Here is a 16,016-nt window from a genome sequence, read left to right as displayed (position 1 = left end):
TCAGTGGCCGTGGGCCGGCTCCTCCTCGTGCGGGGTCTCGGGTGCGGGCGCCGCCTGGCCGGCGCGGACGGTGAACGCGGCCGTGCGGACCTCGCCGTCGTGCTTGAAGTCGAGGAAGAGCCGGTAGGTGCCGCCGCTGGGCACGCTCGCGGTGAAGGAGACGTCGGGGCCGGGCTCGGTGCTGCCGTCGCCGGGTTCGCCGTTGGGGTGGACGTGCAGGTAGGCGAGGTCGCCGGAGCGCAGGGCGACCAGGTGGCCGTAGGCGCCGAGGTAGGGCTGGAGGTCGGTGACGGGCTTGCCGTCGCGCGAGACGCTCAGCTTCAGCTCGTTCGAGGCGCCGGGGCGCAGTGCGCCGTCGAGGCGGACCTCGTAGCCGTCGACCTCGGCGGTGGCGCTCGGGGCCGGGAGGGCGCGGGGCTCGTAGGGGCCGGCCGCGGCGAGGTCGGCGCCGAGGGTCAGGTTCTCGGCGCCCTTCTTCGCCGGGGTGAAGTCGGCGAAGACCCGGTATCCGCCCGCGCGCGGCAGGTCGACGGGGGTGCTCCAGGTACCGTCGGCGGCGCGGGTGGGGTGCAGATGGCGGTAGGTGCCCAGGTCGCGTGAGGCGACGATCAGATGGAGTTCCTTGTCGTGCTCGCGCTGGAAGGCGGTCACGGCCCGTCCGCCGCTGTCCCGGATGACGAAGCGCAGGTCGGCGCGGTCGCGGGCGGTGACGGTGGGGGTGCGCAGGTCGAGGGTGTAGCCGCCCTCGGCGATCTGCAGTCCCCCCGCCACCGGCCCTCCTCCGCCGCCGCTCTCCGGTTGCGGTGACGCCTCGCCGTGGCTCTCGTGCCGTACGGGCGCGGGGTCGTCCCCGAGCGGGCCCACGCCCTTGCCCACGCCGTAGGCGGTGCCGAAGGTGGCGGCCAGGCCGGTGGCGAACGCGGTGATCTTCAGTCCGGCATGCATGTCGATCTCCTCCGTCTCACGTCCTCTATACCGCCAACCATACCCCTGGGGGGTATGAAGTCAACTCGGATCCCCCCTTGCTTTGAATACCCCCCATGGGTATACATGGAGTCAACGGCGGGGCATACCCCCACCGGGTATACGAGAACACTATCGGGAGGCACCCATGTCCACCACGACCCTCACCACCTACGCCGTCTCCGGTATGACCTGCGGCCACTGCAAGGCCACGCTCACCAAGGTCATCGGCGAGCTGGACGGCGTGACCGGCGTCGCGGTCGACCTCGCGTCGGGACAGGTCACCGTCAGCAGCAGCGCCGAACCGGACGACGCCCTGGTCGCCGAGGCCGTCGACGAGGCCGGCTACGAGCTGACCGGCCGGGCCTGACCCCTCGCGCCAGGCCCGCCCCGGCGCACGCCTGCCCGCACGCCCGCACGCCCGCACGCCCAAGGAGCAGCGATGACCACCCTGACCGACACGGAACTAGCCATCGGCGGCATGACCTGCGCCTCGTGCGCGGCGCGCATCGAGAAGAAGCTCAACCGCATGGAGGGGGTGACCGCCACCGTCAACTACGCCACCGAGAAGGCGAAGGTCAGTTACGGCGCCGGCGTCTCCGTCGACGATCTCATCGCGACCGTCGAGGCGACCGGCTACACCGCCCACCGGCCGACGCCTGAGCCGGAGAGCGCCCCCGACCACGACGAACTGCGGCCGCTGCGGGAGCGACTGGTCACCGCGGCCGTCCTGGCCGTGCCCGTCATCGCGATGGCGATGGTCCCCGCGCTCCAGTTCGAGTACTGGCAGTGGCTCTCCCTGACCCTGGCGGCGCCGGTCGTCACCTATGCCGCCTGGCCCTTCCACCGGGCCGCGTTCACCAACGCCCGGCACGGCGCGGCCACCATGGACACGCTGATCTCGGTGGGCACCTCGGCCGCGTTCCTGTGGTCGGTGTGGGCGCTGTTCCTCGGCACCGCCGGGGAGCCCGGCATGACCCACCCGTTCGAGCTGACCATCTCCCGCGGGGACGGCTCGGCCAACATCTATCTGGAGGCGGCCGCCGGGGTCACCGCCTTCGTCCTGGCCGGGCGGTACTTCGAGGCCCGCTCCAAGCGCAAGGCGGGCGCCGCCCTCAAGGCGCTGCTGGAGCTGGGGGCGAAGGACGTCACCCTGATCCGCGCCGACGGCACCGAACGCACGGTGCCGGTGGCCGAGTTGAAGGTCGGCGACCGGTTCCTGGTCCGTCCCGGCGAGAAGATCGCCACCGACGGAACCGTGGTCGAGGGCTCCTCCGCGGTGGACGCCTCGATGCTCACCGGCGAGTCCGTGCCGACCGAGGTCGGTGTGGGCGACCCCGTCACCGGTGCCACCGTCAACGCGGGCGGACGGCTCGTCGTGGAGGCCGGCCGGGTCGGCGCCGACACCCGACTGGCCCGCATGGCACGGCTCGTGGAGGACGCGCAGAACGGGAAGGCGGCGGCCCAGCGGCTCGCCGACCGGATCTCCGCGGTCTTCGTGCCGATCGTGATCGCGCTGGCGCTCGGCACCCTCGGCTTCTGGCTCGGCAGCGGCGCGGGTCCGGCCGCCGCCTTCACCGCCGCCGTCGCCGTCCTGATCATCGCCTGCCCCTGCGCCCTCGGCCTCGCCACTCCCACCGCGCTGATGGTCGGCACCGGACGCGGCGCCCAGCTCGGCATCCTGATCAAGGGCCCGGAGGTGCTGGAGTCCACCCGCAGGGTCGACACCGTCGTCCTCGACAAGACGGGCACCGTGACCACCGGCCGGATGACGCTGCTGGCGGTGCACACCGCCGACAACTCCGACGAGGCCGAAGTCCTGCGACTGGCAGGCGCGTTGGAGCACTCCTCCGAGCACCCGGTCGCCCGGGCCGTCGCCGACGGCGCCCGGGAGAAGCTGGGCGCGCTGCCCGCGCCGGAGGACTTCGCGAACGTGCCGGGGCTCGGGGTGCAGGGTGTCGTCGAAGGCCACGCGGTACTGGTCGGCCGGGAGCGGCTGCTCAAGGAGTGGGCGATGGAACTGCCGGCGCCGCTGGCCCGCGCCAGGGCCGAGGCGGAGGCACAGGGCCGTACCGCCGTCGTGGTCGCCTGGGACGGCGAGGCGCGAGCGGTGCTGGAGGTCGCGGACGCCGTGAAGGAGAGCAGCCCGGAGGCGATCGCCCGGCTGCGGGCGCTCGGTCTGACGCCGATCCTGCTCACCGGCGACAACCGGGCGGTGGCCGAGTCCGTCGCCCGCCAGGTCGGGATCGCGCCCGAGCACGTCATCGCCGAGGTGCTGCCGCAGGACAAGGTGGACGTCGTCGAGCGGCTTCAGGGCGAGGGGCGTTCGGTGGCGATGGTCGGCGACGGCGTCAACGACGCGGCCGCCCTGGCCCGGGCCGACCTGGGGCTGGCGATGGGGACCGGCACGGACGCGGCGATCGAGGCTGGCGACCTGACGCTGGTCCGCGGTGACCTGCGGTCCGCCGCCGACGCGATCCGGCTGGCCCGCCGCACTTTCGGCACCATCCGCTCCAACCTGTTCTGGGCCTTCGCCTACAACGTGGCCGCACTGCCGCTCGCCGCGGCCGGGCTGCTCAACCCGATGCTCGCCGGGGCGGCCATGGCCTTCTCCTCGGTCTTCGTCGTCGGCAACTCGCTGCGGCTGCGCTCGTTCCGCCCCGCGCGCTGAACCGGCGCCGCCGTCCACGGCCCACCGGGCTCTCCGCCCGGCCGCGCTCCCCGCGGCCGGGCGGAGGGCTGTCCGGGTCCCGCGCGCGGGGAGGCGTTCGCCGAGCGTTCACGGCGCACTCATGCACGAGAGGTCGACCGCGTCCCGCTCCCCACTAGCGTCGCCTGGTCGCTCGAACCCACACGATCGAGGTTGCTATGTCCGTACGACATGTCCTCGCCGGCCTGGCCCTGGTGCCGGTGTTCACCGTCCCGGCGGCGGCGCACGAGCCCGGCCCGCGGCACCGGCCGTCCTTCGACCTCCAGGCGCATCGCGGCGGCCTGGGCATGACCACCGAGTCCTCCCTGGAGGGCTTCGCCAAGGCGCTGCGGCTGGGCGTGTCCACCCTGGAACTGGACACCCAGATCACCAAGGACGAGAAGGTCGTCGTCACCCACGACCGGCAGGTCAGCGCCGTCAAGTGCCGGGACACCGGGCCCCTGGTGCCGGGCGACCCGATGTATCCGTACGTCGGGAAGTACGTCAAGGACCTGACGCTGGCCCAGCTGAGGACCATGAACTGCGGGTATCAGCAGTTGCCCGGCCATCCGGAGCAGGAGCGGATCGACGGCCTGCGGATGATCGAGCTGAAGGACGTCCTCGACCTGGTCAAGCGGTACAAGGCCCGCCGGGTCACCCTCAACGTGGAGACCAAGGTGGAGGCGGGCGCCCCCGAACAGACCGCACCCCGTGAGCTGTTCGTGCGCCGGGTGTACGAGGAGATCCGCCGCTCCGGCATCGAACGGCAGGTCACCGTCCAGTCCTTCGACTGGGGCGCGCTGAAGGTCATGCACCGGCTCGCCCCCAAGTGGCCCCTGGTGGCCCTCACCAACTACGACTTCCTCCAGGTCGGGAAGCCCGGTGCCTCACCGTGGCTGGGCGGCATCGACGCCGACGACTACGACGGCGACTTCGTGAGGGCCGCCGACTCCCTGCCCGGAGTCACCACCCTCTCCCCCAACTACGGCTTCCCGCAGAACGGCAAGGTCGGCGACCCCGGCTTCCGGTTCTACGCCGACGCGGCGATGGTCGGGGCGGCGCACGCACGCGGGCTGAAGGTCGTCCCGTGGACCTGCGACGACCCGGCCACGGTGGAGGCGCTGATGGACGCCGGGGTGGACGGCGTCATCACCGACTACCCGGACCGCGTACGCCGGCTCATGGCCGACCGAGGCATGCGCCTGCCGAGGCCGTACGAGCCGCGCTGACCCAACGGCCGCCCACCACCGCACCGCATGCGGACGCGGGCCGCCGGTCGTGGGCGGTCAGCCGGGCAGCGGCACCGGCGGATCCGGGTTCACCACGGCAGGGCGTCCAGGTGGGCGGCCACGCGGTCGCCGTCCCAGGCGCCGTCGGCGATCACCACCCGGTAGCGGTAGCCGAAGGAGTCCCCCGGCGCCAGCTCGAACTCCTCGAAGAACGCCCAGGAGAACGCCACCGTGGGGAAGGGCTCGGAGCGTACGAACCAGTGGGACTCGTGGACGGCCGTGTCCGCGTCGAGGTTCTCCGGCGCGTGCGCGAAGACGACGGTGGAGTGGGCGTCGACGTCGTCGTGCTCGGTGGTGAACGCGAGCCACGGGCCCTGACTGCCCATGGCCTTCTCCGCGTCCGTGCCGGGAACGAGGACCGTGCCGCCGGTGAAGTCGCGCGGCCCGCGCCACTGGAGTCCGGTGTAGCCCGCCATCTCCCGCCCGGCGGTCGTCGGGGAGCCGAAGGCGAGGGGTTCGGCGCGGAGGTTGGTGAGCCGGATCGACCAGTCCAGGGCCCAGGTGCCGGCCGCCTCGTCGACGGAGTGGACGGTCAGTCCGCGTGATTCGCGGGCCCATGCGGTGCCGCCGTGCTCCACCCAGGTCAGGTCCTCGGTGACGGCGAGCCGGTCCTCGGTGACGGTGAACCCGGTGAAGCCGTCGTGCCGCATCGAACCGACCCGCTGCGGCAGCGGCAGATAACCCTCGCCGTGGACATAGGAGTTGCCGCCCCAGAAGTTCTGCCCGGACAGATGGCTGGCGGTCATCTGCAGACCCTTGTGCCAGCGGTGGTCGTTGGGCCGGTAGCCGGTCACGGTGTGCCCGGCGAGCGTGCGCAGCGGATGCGCGTACGGCTTGCGGGACTCGAAGGCGTCGGGGTCGGGGCGGTAGACGTAGCGCAGGATCTCGGTGCCGTTCGCCGCGGTCACGGCGATGTGCTCGCCGTGCACATGGCTGACGCGGATGCTCATGCCTGCTCCTTGGGGGCCCAGTCGGGGTGGCCGCCGTGCATGGCCGCGTAGAACGGGTCCCCCGGGGTGATCTCGCCGGAGCGGACCGGCAGGCCGGTGAAGGCCGACTTGTACAGGGCCGCGGCGAACTCCAGCGTGGCCCGGGCCTCGGGTCCGCTGCCGGGGGGCCGTACGCCCGCGTCGTAGGCGTCGAGGAGGCCGCCGAGCTGGGCGGTGTGGGAGCTGGGGACGTCGGCGGCGGGTGTGCGCCAGGCGTCGGCGCGGTCGGCGGCGACGTGGGGTGCCGGGGTGTAGACCCAGTCCTCGTTGCGGTGACCGTACAGGTGGGTCAGTTCGACCGTGGCGTCCGCGCAGTCGATGCGGATACGGCTCGTTTCCTGCGGGGAGAGCACACTGTTGACGACGGTGGCCAGGGCGCCGCCGGTGAACCTGACCAGGGCGGTGGAGACGTCCTCGCTCTCGGTGTCGTGGACGAGCCGCGCCGTCATGGCCCGGATCTCCTCCCACTCGCCGAGCAGATGCAGCAGCAGGTCGTACTGGTGGATGCCGTGGCCCATGGTGGGGCCGCCGCCCTCGCTGGCCCAGCGGCCGCGCCAGGGCACCGCGTAGTAGGCGGCGTCCCGGTACCAGGTGGTCTGGCAGTGGGCGACGCGCGGGGCGCCCAGCTCACCGCTGCCGATCAGCCGGCGGGCGTGTTGGGCGCCGGAGCCGTAGCGATGCTGGAAGATCACGGAGGCGTAGCGGCCGGACTCCTCCTCGGCGGCGGCGATGTCGTCGTACTCGGCGAGGGAGAGGGTGAGCGGCTTCTCGCACAGGACCCAGGCGCCCGCCCGAAGCGCGGCGATCGTCTGCTCGCGGTGCAGGGCGGGCGGGGTGCCGATCAGCACCAGGTCGGGGCGCTCGGCGTCGAGCATGTCCTCCACCGACGGGTAGCCGTTGACCTTGCCGCCGGCGAGTTCCCGGAAGGCCCGCAGCCGGTCGGGGTCCACGTCGACGGCGGCGACCAGTTCGGTCCGGTCGGCGTGCGCGGCGAGGGCGTCGAGGTGACTGCCGCTGACGATGGCTCCGGTGCCTACGACGGCGACGCGGCGCCGGACGGGGGTCGCTGGGGACAGGGTCATGCGGGCTCCTCGAACGACCGGTGGACACACAGGGGAGAAAGAAAGCGCTTGCTCCCCACCCGAGACCCTAGGCGCCGAGGCCTTGCCCGAACAAGCCCCCGCCTGCACATCGTCGGGTCTTTCCTCTGGTCAAGCCCGGTGCGAGGGTTCGGGAAGGAGGGCGCCCCGCGTGTCGTGCACCCCTGCTACTGCCCCAGAGGGGCCGGCGGGCTGGCGTCCTTGACGGGGGCGGGGCGCACCGGGCGGGCCGCACCGGCCCGCTCCCGGGTCAGCGCGCCGATCGCCCTGCGGGCGGACAGCGGGTCGGCGGGCAGGACGTGGGAGGCGAACCAGCGGGCCGCCCAGGGGTCGGGGGACGGTTCCACGAACTCGGCGCCCGCGTAGTCGTCGAGGGGCGGATCGTAGACGTATCCGCACACCATGCCGTGGTCGACCATGCGTTCCAGCAGGGCGTCGCGGCCGTTCACCAGGAGCGGGACGCGGAAGAGCGGGAGCGGCCCGTCGTGGGCGACGCGGTCGCGCAGGGCGTCCGAGGCCCATGCGGTGCCGGAGAGCAGGGTGACTCCGGCCCGGCGCCGGGTCAGGTCGCCGTCCAGGCCGGCCATGCGCGCGGTCAACTGCCCGCGGACCAGGGCGCCGTGGCGGACCCGGAAGCCGTGCAGGTCGACGCGGACCCATGGTTCGTAGGCGCTCAGGCTGGGGGCCGAGCGGGCGGACGCGGTCAGCCGCCGGGCGTGCAGGTCCATCCGGAAGGCGTCGCGTTCGAGCAGGCCGAGGCGTTCCATCGTGCGCCACACCGGGCGGACCAGGTGGAGGGTGCGGACGCCGGAGCGGGCCAGCGGGCGCAGGGTCACGTTCAGGTCGTCGCGCAGGCTGCGCGGGGTGAGCAGGTCGTCGCGGAGCAGTTCCAGCTCGCGCCGGGTGCGGGCGTCCTCGACGGCGAGGAAGCCGCCGGCCATGCCGGCCACGTGCTTGGAGAGGCTGAACGCGGCGGCGGTGCCGAAGGTGCCGATCGGCCGCCCGTCCACATGGGTGCCGATCGCGTGGGCCGCGTCCTCGATCAGCGGGATGCCCAACTGCTCGCAGCGGCGGCGCAGTTCGAGCACCCGGTCGGGCACCCCGTAGAGGTTGGTGGTCAGCACGGCGTCGACGTCGCGCCAGGTCGACTCGGGTACGGCGGCGGGGTCGATGTTGCCGTCCCACACGGAGACGGGGGCCTGGACGGGGCGGCAGCCGGCCGCGAGCACCACGAAGAGGATGACGTCGTCGTTGACCGGCGACATCAGCACCCGGGCGCCGGGGCGGCACCAGCGGCGCAGGGCGAGGTAGAGGGCCAGCCGCGCCGAGGGCGTGTAGACGCATTCGCGTCCCAGTCGCCGCGTCATCGTCGCGGCGAGCCGCGATCCGTACGCCATCGTCACTTCTTCCGTCGAGAGGGCCGAAGGGGTCGCAGGGTGGGACGGACGCGCGGGGGTGGGTCAGTGCGTGCGCGGTTTGGTGCCCGGAGCGCGCGGGGGTGGGTCAGTGTGCGCGCGGTGTGGTGGAACCGGGTGCCGTCCGGTGCCCGGAGCGCAGTGATCCGACGGTGCGCAGCAGCCGGTCGGCCGGTTCCCGCAGACCGGGGTGGGCGAGGACGGTGTTGCGCAGGCCCCGCACGGGCCGGCGCCACATGCGGTGCGCGGCCGCCACCGGGTGCGGCCGGGTCGCGAACCCCTCCCCCACCCGCAGTTCGCGGGTCTTGAGCCAGTCCTTGTACTCCTTGTCGCCGCGCCCGAGGTCGATCAGCCGCACCCCGTGCCGGGCGGCCGCCTCCGCGGTGCGCAGATGCATCATCAGGCCGGGCGAGTAGTAGTGGAGTTCGGGGTCGTAGGCGGTGAACCAGGCCGCGAGGACAGTGCTCGAACGGGGCCCGAAGTGGGCGGCCACGGGACGGTCACCGGCGTAGAGGACGGAGAGCACTCCGGTGAAGTGCTCCTCGCGCAGTTGGAAGAGATGGTCCACCAGGGCGACGATCCAGGGGCGGGCGAACCGGTCCATGCGCCCGGTCCTGCGGTACTGGGCGGACTTCCAGCGCATCAGCCGGTGCAGCAGCCGGGGGTCCCGCTCGTCGAAGACGAACCGCACCTCGCCGAGGTCGCGCGCCAGCCGGCGTTCCTTCTTCAGCGTGGTCTTGGCCTGGCCCGGGTAGGTGGCGCGCAGCCAGGCCGGGTAGTCGCCGTCGCCCGGTCGCAGGTCGATGACCGGCGAGGCGAACATACCGGTGACGTAGCGGCCGAAGGGCTTCTGTTCCTCCACGAGGTGGTCGAACTCGAAGCTGGCCAGCCGGCAGCCGCGCAGGAGTTCCTCGGTGTCCCACAGGACGCCGGGCCGGTGGACCAGGGCCTGGCGGTCGGAGAGGCCGAGGCCGATGGCCCGGCCGACGCCGAGCAGGTTGCGTTCGTAGGGCAGGAAGCCGACGGGTTCGCCGCGCTCGTGCAGGACGCCGATCTCCACCCCGCCGCGGTGGTGTCCGACGCCGACGGCGAACTCCGGCGCGAGGAACGGGTTGGCGTACTCGGGCGACTCGTCCATGGCCCGGTGCCAGGCCGCGCGCAGCGATGCGCTCAGCTCGCCGGGTCTGTGGACGGTGATGCCCGTGTCGGTGCCGGCCGTGGATCGCATGAGTGACCGCTCCCCCCAGTTCCCCCGGCGACGCGCGGTCCGCGTCAGCCACCTGTTGCGCCGTGCTGCACGACCGAGATCGGAGCAGTCCGACAAGGATCAAACGTGGCGAAACCGCACGCAGACTGTCAAGACCGGCGGTCGTAAAGGAACGGCATGTTCGGGGCGACCGGTCCGCGCGGACCGGGGGTCCGGATCGAGGACCTTCGGTTCTCCAGTGTGACGCGTCAGCCCGGGAACCGCTCCGCGCAGGGTTCCGGGAGGTGCTGCTTGGCCCAGGCGGCGAGCGCGTCCAGCGCGGGTTCCAGGGCGGCGCCGGCCTCGGTGAGGCGGTACGAGACCCTCAGCGGCGGCCCCTCGTCGACCTCGCGCACCACGAGTCCGGCGGCCCCGAGCTCGGTCAGCCGGTCGGAGAGCATGCGCTCGCTGATGCCCGGGATCGCCCGGCGCAGCTCGGTGAAGTGGGCGGGGTGCCCCACCAGCACGGCCACGATCTGACCGGTCCACCGCTTTCCGAGCAGCTGGAAGACGCGGGTGATCCCGGCGTCCACCTGCTTGCATGCCGACGCTTCGTGCATCTCCTCGACCGCCATGCCCCAAGAGTACTGCGCCACCCCCAGGGGATGAAAAAAAGTAAGTCCATGTGTTATCTATAGTCGAGTACGAAGTTCAAGCAGCTCACTCTTTGGAGATCCGTCATGGCCACCCTTCTGCACATCGACTCCTCGCTCTTCCCGGACGCCGCCTCCTCCTCGCGGGCCGTGACCGAGGCGTTCCGGGCCGCCTGGCAGGAGCGGCACCCGCAGGGCACGGTGATCTACCGCGATCTGTCCGCCGCGCCCGTGCCGCACCTCACCGCGGACGCCCACACCGCCGGGTTCGCCGATCCGGACGGGCACACCGCCGGCCAGGCGGCCGCCTTCGCCGAGCGGCTCCGGCTGATCGAGGAGCTGGAGAACGCCGACGCCGTCCTGATCGGCGCGCCGATGTACAACCTGACGATCCCGTCCACCCTCAAGGCGTGGCTGGACAACGTGATCCTCTTCGGGCGGACCGCCGGCGAGACCCCGTCCGCCAAGGGCACCCCGGTCACCGTCGTGGCCAGCCGCGGCGGCTCCTACGCGCCGGGCACGCCGAAGGAGGAATACGAGTACGTGCAGACGTATCTGAGGGCGACCCTGGCCGACATGCTGGCGCTCGACCTCGACTTCATCGTCCCGGAGCTGACGATGGCGCCGCACAACCCGGCCATGGCCTCCCTGGTCCCGCTCTTCGAGTCCTCGCGGGAGCGGGCCCTGCGAGCGGCCGGCACCAAGGGGCAGAGCCTGGCCGCGCGCCTCGCGGCGTAGCGGGGGGCGTGCGTCGCGGCGCACCCCGGGCCTTCGGATCCGCCCGGGTGCGCGGAACGGCCTCGGACCGACCGCGGCCGTCCGGACCTGCGGACCCGGCCGGGCAACCGGCGGCCCCCGATCGCCGTCTCGGTGAGTGAGACGAACGCGAGGAGGAACGCATGGCCATGGTCGGCCTGTTCTGGATCACCGAGGACTCGGTGTACGTGGGTGCCGAGCCGGCGGGGACGGCGTCCGGGGTACGACTGTCCAAGGACGGGGTCGAGGCCCTGGGGATCGAGCACGGGACCCGCTGGGGCTGGGAGGAGGTGCGGCGGATCGAGGTCGCCGACGTCGCCGTACGGCCCCCGGCCCGTCGCTGGGCCTCGCAGACCTTCGACGCGGTGGCCACCGCGCTGACCGGCATGGGCGACCAGCCGCCCGCCTTCACGGTACGGATCTCCACCGCGTCCGCCACGGTCGAGGTGACCGCGCACACCGCCGTCGCCGGAGGGATCTACGGTCCGGTGGAGTACGAGCTGTCCCGCACCCTGCTGAACCGGCTCGTCGACGGCCGCGCCGACCTCGACGAGCTGCTCCTGTGGCGTCGCGACCGGGACGGTGACGCGAACCCGGGGCGTGAGGAGCGCGAGGCGCTGATGCTCGGGTGGAGCGCGGACCCCGGTCCGTCATGACTCCTGCGGGGCGACCAGGCTCGCCATGTGCGCGGTGACCGTGTCCAGGACGCCCTCCCAGGCGTCCTCGTCGCCCAGCACCAGGTAGTTGAGGGTCAGCCCGTCCGTCATCGCGGCCAGATAGCGCGCCAACACCGGTACCGGCACCCGGAGTCGGAGGTCCATGGTGGGGCGCAGCTCCTCGATGAGCTCGGCGTAGGTGTCGCGGTACAGCTCGTGCTGGCGCCGGGCCAGATGCTCGAACCCGGGCTGGCGCAGGGCGTACTGGGTGAGTTCGTAGGTGAGCATGTGCTCGTCCGGGTGGGCGCGCACATGGTCCCAGTACGCCTGGAGTCCGGCCCGTACGGTCTCCTGGAGCGTGTCCCGGGGGCGCAGGGCGTCCCGCACCAGGGTGACGTAGTGGTCGGTGATGGTGGTGATGACCGACTCGACCAGCGCCTGCTTGGAGTCGAAGCAGTAGTGGAAGACGCTGAGGGACACGCCGGCCTCGGCGGCGATGGACCGGGTCGTCGTCCTGGCGACGCCGTCCCGGGCCATCGCCCTGATCGCCGCTTCCGTCAGCTGCTGACGCCGTTCCGCCGACGGCCTGCGTGCCATGTGCGTGTCCCTCGTGCTCGTGTCCCGGGCCTCAGTCGCTGTGGACGCCCACCTCGTGCAGTGAGTACCCCCACTCGGTACCGCGTTCCAGCCCGAGGACGCGAACATACCGTGCGGGCGTGCCGGTGAACCGGGCCGTGTCGAGACCGCCGTCGCCGGAGACGGTGGACCAGGCGGTGCGCCAGCTCACCCCGTCGGTGGAGAGTTCGATCCGGTACGACCTGGCGTAGGCGCGCTCCCAGTCGAGGGTGACCCGGCCGACGCGGTGGGTGGCACCGAGGTCGATGCGCAGCCACTGGTCGTCGCTCCAGTCGCTGGCCCACCGGGTGCCCCGGTCGCCGTCCACGGCCCGGCCGGGCGCGTAGCTGGTGAACAGGGACCACTCCGCCGAACTCGCCGTCGCCGGGGTGTTCCTGGCGAGGTTCACCGTCGACCGGTGGCGCTCGGAGGCGCCCCAGGTGTCGAGGTAGGACTCGGCGCCGCGGAAGAGGTCGTCCACCACGGCCCGGCCGCCGACCCTGCGGATGTCCTCGATCCAGTCCGGCACCAGACCGTAGTGCGCGGCGCCGTCGGTGTTGAGGTCCCAGGTGCGCTGTCCGGTGGTCTGCCGGTCGATGACGGAACCGCCGTCGACGCTGGTGAAGGGGTACGTCACCTTGTTCGGCGCGTCCGCTCCGCGCGGGCCCGGCCAGCCGCCGACGCCGTTCATGTCGGTGCCGTAGGCGTAACCCCGGCCGTACTTGTCACGCAGCGCCTCGGTGCGGCCGGCCTCGGCGACGAAGCCCTCGGAGCCGTGCATGTACTGGGCGATGAAGCCGCCGAGACCGTAGACCCGCTCGGTCCAGTCCATGTCCATCCAGCTGTGCGAGGAGAGCACGCCGGGGTAGGACTCGGCCTCGAAGATGTCGAGCACCCGGCCGGTGGCCTTGACGCTCATGTGGTCGATCTCCAGCATCATCTTGCGCTGCATCATGCCGCGCACCGCGTACTCACCGAGTTCGGTCAGGCCGCGCACGTTGCACTGCGCGCCACCGCTGTACGTGGGCACCTCGACGCCCGCCGGGAGTTCCGACTCGGCCTCGGCGGCCGTGGCGTTGCCGATCGGGTTGTCGGCCTGCGGCCCGGCGCACTGCTCGGTCTTCCAGAAGGTGCCGGTGGACAGGAACTGGCCGACGTTGATGGCGGTGCCGAGGCCACCGGAGTCGAAACGGACCCCGCAGAGCGCGTTGTCGAACTTGTGGCACAGGAACATGCTGCGCACGCCCAGCGCGTGGAGTTCGTCCAGACCCTTGTCGATGTCCTCCTTGTCGCACTGCGCGATGTCGAGGACCTGCTTGCAGCCGAAGGGTTCGGAGGTCTCCACGCCGAGGATGACCGCCAGTTTGCCCTGCTCGATCACCTGGCGGGCCTGCGCGCTGTCGGTGACGATGCGGAACCAGCCCTTTCCGGTGCCGCCGTACATCTTGTCGATGTACGCCTGGAGGTCGTAACTCAGCTTCGCCTGGAGGCGGATGGAGGTCATCTCGTCGCAGGAGCGGTCCTTGAAGAAGTAGACCGAGCAGATCACGCCGTTGGTGACGAGGTCGTTGACCATGACGCGCTGACCGCCGCGCCAGGCGCGCTCCACCCAGGCGTAGTAGTTCTGCTGGTGGGTCAGCGAGTCGTGGGCGGGCCAGTCCTTGAAGGTGGGCCAGCCGGCCGGATCGTGCTTGCCGTCACCGCCGTTGGTGATGAAGTCGAAGACCGCGAGGGAACCGTCGGGGTAGTGCTCGGGGCAGTCCTTCAGGGCGTCGGCGACGCCGGCCTCGGAGAAGGTCTTGCCGCAGATGAGCCGGCCGCCGAACGCCTCGTTGGAGAAGAGGTGGTTGTGCAGGTCGGCGAAGCCGCGGACCTCGCCCTGGGCGTTGGTGCCGGTGAACGGCTCGCCGGTGACGCCGATCTGCGAGTCGGGCGCGGGGCGCGCGGTCGGCAGCCACCAGTCGGTCCCGGCCGCGGAGCTCGGCGCGGGGCCGAGCAGCAGGGCCAGCACCAGGAGGAGCAGCGACGCGACGGTGACGTCCTTGCGCCTGCGGTACGGGAGTCGAGCCATGGGGCACCCTCCTGGAACGGCATGACGAAATTGTCATGACCAGCCCAATCTGTGGGTCGAGGATGACGACTGGCCGATTCCGAGTCAAGGGTCCGGGACAAGTGACCTGATGGAGGAACGAAGGCGCCGGGCGCCACTCCATTCGCGGAACTAGCCCTTCTGCGTGCGGGGTTGACCGGTTCCGGCCGCTCGGAGGATACGGCGGAAGGTGGGGCACTCCATGTGGCTGGGCGCCGGGCAGGCCGCGGCGTGCCGCAGGGAGTCGTGCAGGACGCCCAACTCCCGGATCTTCGCCTCCAGTTCGTCCGCCTTGGCGGTGAGCATGCCCCGGTCGAGGTCCGGCCGCCCGTCGGGGGCGAACATGCGGGCGACCTCGTCCAGGGAGAACCCGGCGGTGCGCCCCAGCGCGATCAGCGCCAGCCGCTCCAGGACTGCGGGGTCGTACTGCCGCCGCAGGCCACGCCTGCCGGTCGGGGCGATCAGGCCCCGCTCCTCGTAGTACCGCAGCGTGGAGGCGGGCAGCCCGGCCCGGCGGGCCACCTCGGCGATGTCCAGGGCGGTGGGGTGCGGGGCTGCGTGGTGGGGGCCGGCGTCGCGCGGGGCTGTCTGGCCCGGGGCCGCCTCGCGCGGGTCGGCGTGCTGCCGGTCCGTGTGGCGCGGGTCCGCGTGTTGCTCGTCCGTCATGGTGTTGACCTCAAGTCGGCTTGAAGTAGCACGCTGTCATCCCCGCACGACAACGGCAAGCACGGGAGACGATGGTGAGCATGACGTACGGAACCGAGGACGAGCAGGCGGCCCGCTGGAACGGTCGGGCCGGGAACGTCTGGGTCGAGGAGCAGGCCCTGCTGGACGGGCTGCTCGCACCCATGGAGGAGCTGGTCGTGGAGGCGGTGCCCGCCGGTCATCGGGGCCGGGTCCTCGATGTCGGCTGCGGTACCGGGGGCACCACGGTGGCGGTGGCCCGGCGCCTCGGCGCGGAGGGCCGCTGTGTCGGCGTGGACGTCTCGCAACCGATGGTCGACGCGGCGCGGGCGCGGGCCGAGCGGGAGGGCGCGCCGGCCTCGTTCGTACGGGCCGACGCCGCGGAGTACGCCTTCGAGCCCGCAGTCTTCGACACGGTCGTCTCGCGGTTCGGGGTGATGTTCTTCAACGACCCCGTCGGCGCCTTCGCCAATCTGCGGCGCGCGGCCGAGGACGGCGCCCGGCTGCGGTGCGTGGTGTGGCGGGGCGCGGAGGAGAACCCCTTCATGACGACCGCCGAGCGCGCCGCGGCGCCGTTCCTCCCCGGCCTGCCCGCCCGCGACCCCGACGGACCGGGCCAGTTCGCCTTCGCGGACCCGGACAGGGTCCGGGATGTGCTCGCGCGCGGCGGGTGGGCGGACGTCGGCATCACGCCCTTCGACGCACCCTGCGCCCTGCCCACGGCGGATCTCGTCCGCTACTTCACCCGGCTCGGTCCGCTCGGCCAGTTCATGCCCGAGGTGCCCGAGGAGATCCGGCCGCGGCTCGTCGAGACGGTCCGGGCCGCCTTCGAGCCGTACGTGCACGGCCCCGAGGTCCGCTTCACGGCGGCCGGTTGGACGATCGACGCGCGGGCCCGGTAGTCGGCGCGTCCGCGCCCTCGCCGAGGTCGC

General features: G+C 72.3%; 15 protein-coding genes. 6 read left to right on the top strand and 9 right to left on the bottom strand.

The features are described 5' to 3' along the window. Nucleotides 1-945, bottom strand: a complete 945-nt coding sequence (locus ABT296_RS00965; protein ID WP_351922218.1) for a DUF8832 domain-containing protein — start codon at nt 943-945, stop codon at nt 1-3. Nucleotides 946-1,111: 166 nt separating this feature from the next. Here ABT296_RS00965 and ABT296_RS00960 point away from each other — a divergent pair, with 166 nt between their 5' ends. The 3 genes from ABT296_RS00960 (at nt 1,112) to ABT296_RS00950 (ending at nt 4,881) form a co-directional block, all read left to right on the top strand. Then, nucleotides 1,112-1,333 (top strand): heavy-metal-associated domain-containing protein, encoded by a 222-nt coding sequence (locus ABT296_RS00960; RefSeq protein ID WP_351922217.1) that lies wholly within the window; start codon nt 1,112-1,114, stop codon nt 1,331-1,333. Between the two features lie 72 nt (nt 1,334-1,405). Further along, complete coding sequence (locus tag ABT296_RS00955; RefSeq protein ID WP_351922216.1) at nt 1,406-3,634, top strand: heavy metal translocating P-type ATPase; 2,229 nt, start codon at nt 1,406-1,408, stop codon at nt 3,632-3,634. 197 nt (nt 3,635-3,831) lie between these two features. After that, the gene (locus ABT296_RS00950; RefSeq protein WP_351922215.1) at nt 3,832-4,881 is read left to right on the top strand and encodes a glycerophosphodiester phosphodiesterase family protein; all 1,050 of its coding nucleotides are present in this window, start codon (nt 3,832-3,834) and stop codon (nt 4,879-4,881) included. 89 nt (nt 4,882-4,970) lie between these two features. Here the strand turns inward: ABT296_RS00950 and ABT296_RS00945 are convergent, their stop codons facing one another. From ABT296_RS00945 to ABT296_RS00925, 5 genes are all read right to left on the bottom strand, one after another. Continuing rightward, nucleotides 4,971-5,891, bottom strand: coding sequence for a DUF6807 domain-containing protein (locus tag ABT296_RS00945; protein ID WP_351922214.1), 921 nt, complete (start codon nt 5,889-5,891; stop codon nt 4,971-4,973). Beyond that, the gene (locus tag ABT296_RS00940; RefSeq protein WP_351922213.1) at nt 5,888-7,012 is read right to left on the bottom strand and encodes a Gfo/Idh/MocA family protein; all 1,125 of its coding nucleotides are present in this window, start codon (nt 7,010-7,012) and stop codon (nt 5,888-5,890) included. The genes ABT296_RS00945 and ABT296_RS00940 overlap by 4 nt, the downstream gene beginning before the upstream one ends. A 185-nt stretch (nt 7,013-7,197) precedes the next feature. Next, on the bottom strand, nt 7,198-8,427 hold the full coding sequence (locus tag ABT296_RS00935) for a DegT/DnrJ/EryC1/StrS family aminotransferase (RefSeq protein WP_351922212.1): 1,230 nt from the start codon (nt 8,425-8,427) through the stop codon (nt 7,198-7,200). Between the two features lie 106 nt (nt 8,428-8,533). Next, nucleotides 8,534-9,673, bottom strand: coding sequence for a GNAT family N-acetyltransferase (locus ABT296_RS00930; RefSeq protein WP_351922211.1), 1,140 nt, complete (start codon nt 9,671-9,673; stop codon nt 8,534-8,536). Between the two features lie 227 nt (nt 9,674-9,900). After that, nucleotides 9,901-10,266: a winged helix-turn-helix transcriptional regulator gene (locus ABT296_RS00925; RefSeq protein ID WP_351922210.1), complete on the bottom strand. Its 366-nt coding sequence runs from the start codon at nt 10,264-10,266 to the stop codon at nt 9,901-9,903. Nucleotides 10,267-10,371: 105 nt separating this feature from the next. Here ABT296_RS00925 and ABT296_RS00920 point away from each other — a divergent pair, with 105 nt between their 5' ends. Together ABT296_RS00920 and ABT296_RS00915 are read left to right on the top strand one after the other, a co-directional pair. Further along, nucleotides 10,372-11,022 carry an FMN-dependent NADH-azoreductase gene (locus ABT296_RS00920; RefSeq protein ID WP_351922209.1) on the top strand — a complete coding sequence of 217 codons (651 nt, stop codon included), beginning with the start codon at nt 10,372-10,374 and terminating at the stop codon, nt 11,020-11,022. 161 nt (nt 11,023-11,183) lie between these two features. Further along, entirely contained in the window at nt 11,184-11,696 is a 513-nt protein-coding gene (locus ABT296_RS00915; RefSeq protein ID WP_351922208.1) for a hypothetical protein, read from the top strand. Here ABT296_RS00915 and ABT296_RS00910 read toward each other — a convergent pair. The 3 genes from ABT296_RS00910 to ABT296_RS00900 form a co-directional block, all read right to left on the bottom strand. After that, nucleotides 11,691-12,293: a TetR/AcrR family transcriptional regulator gene (locus ABT296_RS00910; protein WP_351922207.1), complete on the bottom strand. Its 603-nt coding sequence runs from the start codon at nt 12,291-12,293 to the stop codon at nt 11,691-11,693. The two genes, ABT296_RS00915 and ABT296_RS00910, sit on opposite strands and share 6 nt — an antisense overlap. Nucleotides 12,294-12,324: 31 nt before the next feature. Next, nucleotides 12,325-14,382: a galactose-binding domain-containing protein gene (locus ABT296_RS00905; protein ID WP_351922206.1), complete on the bottom strand. Its 2,058-nt coding sequence runs from the start codon at nt 14,380-14,382 to the stop codon at nt 12,325-12,327. Between the two features lie 150 nt (nt 14,383-14,532). After that, the gene (locus tag ABT296_RS00900) at nt 14,533-15,066 is read right to left on the bottom strand and encodes a helix-turn-helix domain-containing protein (RefSeq protein ID WP_502977145.1); all 534 of its coding nucleotides are present in this window, start codon (nt 15,064-15,066) and stop codon (nt 14,533-14,535) included. 80 nt (nt 15,067-15,146) lie between these two features. Between ABT296_RS00900 and ABT296_RS00895 the strand changes: the two genes are divergently transcribed. Then, nucleotides 15,147-15,986 carry a class I SAM-dependent methyltransferase gene (locus tag ABT296_RS00895; RefSeq protein ID WP_351922205.1) on the top strand — a complete coding sequence of 280 codons (840 nt, stop codon included), beginning with the start codon at nt 15,147-15,149 and terminating at the stop codon, nt 15,984-15,986. The last annotated feature ends 30 nt before the right edge of the window (nt 15,987-16,016 follow it).

Origin of the sequence: Streptomyces sp. NPDC000983 (genome assembly GCF_040299205.1) — a bacterium.
Lineage (GTDB): Bacteria > Actinomycetota > Actinomycetes > Streptomycetales > Streptomycetaceae > Streptomyces.
The sequence above is the reverse complement of the archived record's forward strand: the minus strand, read 5'-3'. Positions and strand labels throughout refer to the sequence as shown.

Coding starts and splice junctions, on each gene's coding strand:
- ABT296_RS00965 (WP_351922218.1), bottom strand. CDS start 945: ATGCATGCCGGACTGAAGATCACCGCGTTCGCCACCGGCCTGGCCGCC.
- ABT296_RS00960 (WP_351922217.1), top strand. CDS start 1,112: ATGTCCACCACGACCCTCACCACCTACGCCGTCTCCGGTATGACCTGC.
- ABT296_RS00955 (WP_351922216.1), top strand. CDS start 1,406: ATGACCACCCTGACCGACACGGAACTAGCCATCGGCGGCATGACCTGC.
- ABT296_RS00950 (WP_351922215.1), top strand. CDS start 3,832: ATGTCCGTACGACATGTCCTCGCCGGCCTGGCCCTGGTGCCGGTGTTC.
- ABT296_RS00945 (WP_351922214.1), bottom strand. CDS start 5,891: ATGAGCATCCGCGTCAGCCATGTGCACGGCGAGCACATCGCCGTGACC.
- ABT296_RS00940 (WP_351922213.1), bottom strand. CDS start 7,012: ATGACCCTGTCCCCAGCGACCCCCGTCCGGCGCCGCGTCGCCGTCGTA.
- ABT296_RS00935 (WP_351922212.1), bottom strand. CDS start 8,427: ATGGCGTACGGATCGCGGCTCGCCGCGACGATGACGCGGCGACTGGGA.
- ABT296_RS00930 (WP_351922211.1), bottom strand. CDS start 9,673: ATGCGATCCACGGCCGGCACCGACACGGGCATCACCGTCCACAGACCC.
- ABT296_RS00925 (WP_351922210.1), bottom strand. CDS start 10,266: ATGGCGGTCGAGGAGATGCACGAAGCGTCGGCATGCAAGCAGGTGGAC.
- ABT296_RS00920 (WP_351922209.1), top strand. CDS start 10,372: ATGGCCACCCTTCTGCACATCGACTCCTCGCTCTTCCCGGACGCCGCC.
- ABT296_RS00915 (WP_351922208.1), top strand. CDS start 11,184: ATGGCCATGGTCGGCCTGTTCTGGATCACCGAGGACTCGGTGTACGTG.
- ABT296_RS00910 (WP_351922207.1), bottom strand. CDS start 12,293: ATGGCACGCAGGCCGTCGGCGGAACGGCGTCAGCAGCTGACGGAAGCG.
- ABT296_RS00905 (WP_351922206.1), bottom strand. CDS start 14,382: ATGGCTCGACTCCCGTACCGCAGGCGCAAGGACGTCACCGTCGCGTCG.
- ABT296_RS00900 (WP_502977145.1), bottom strand. CDS start 15,066: ATGACGGACGAGCAACACGCGGACCCGCGCCACACGGACCGGCAGCAC.
- ABT296_RS00895 (WP_351922205.1), top strand. CDS start 15,147: ATGACGTACGGAACCGAGGACGAGCAGGCGGCCCGCTGGAACGGTCGG.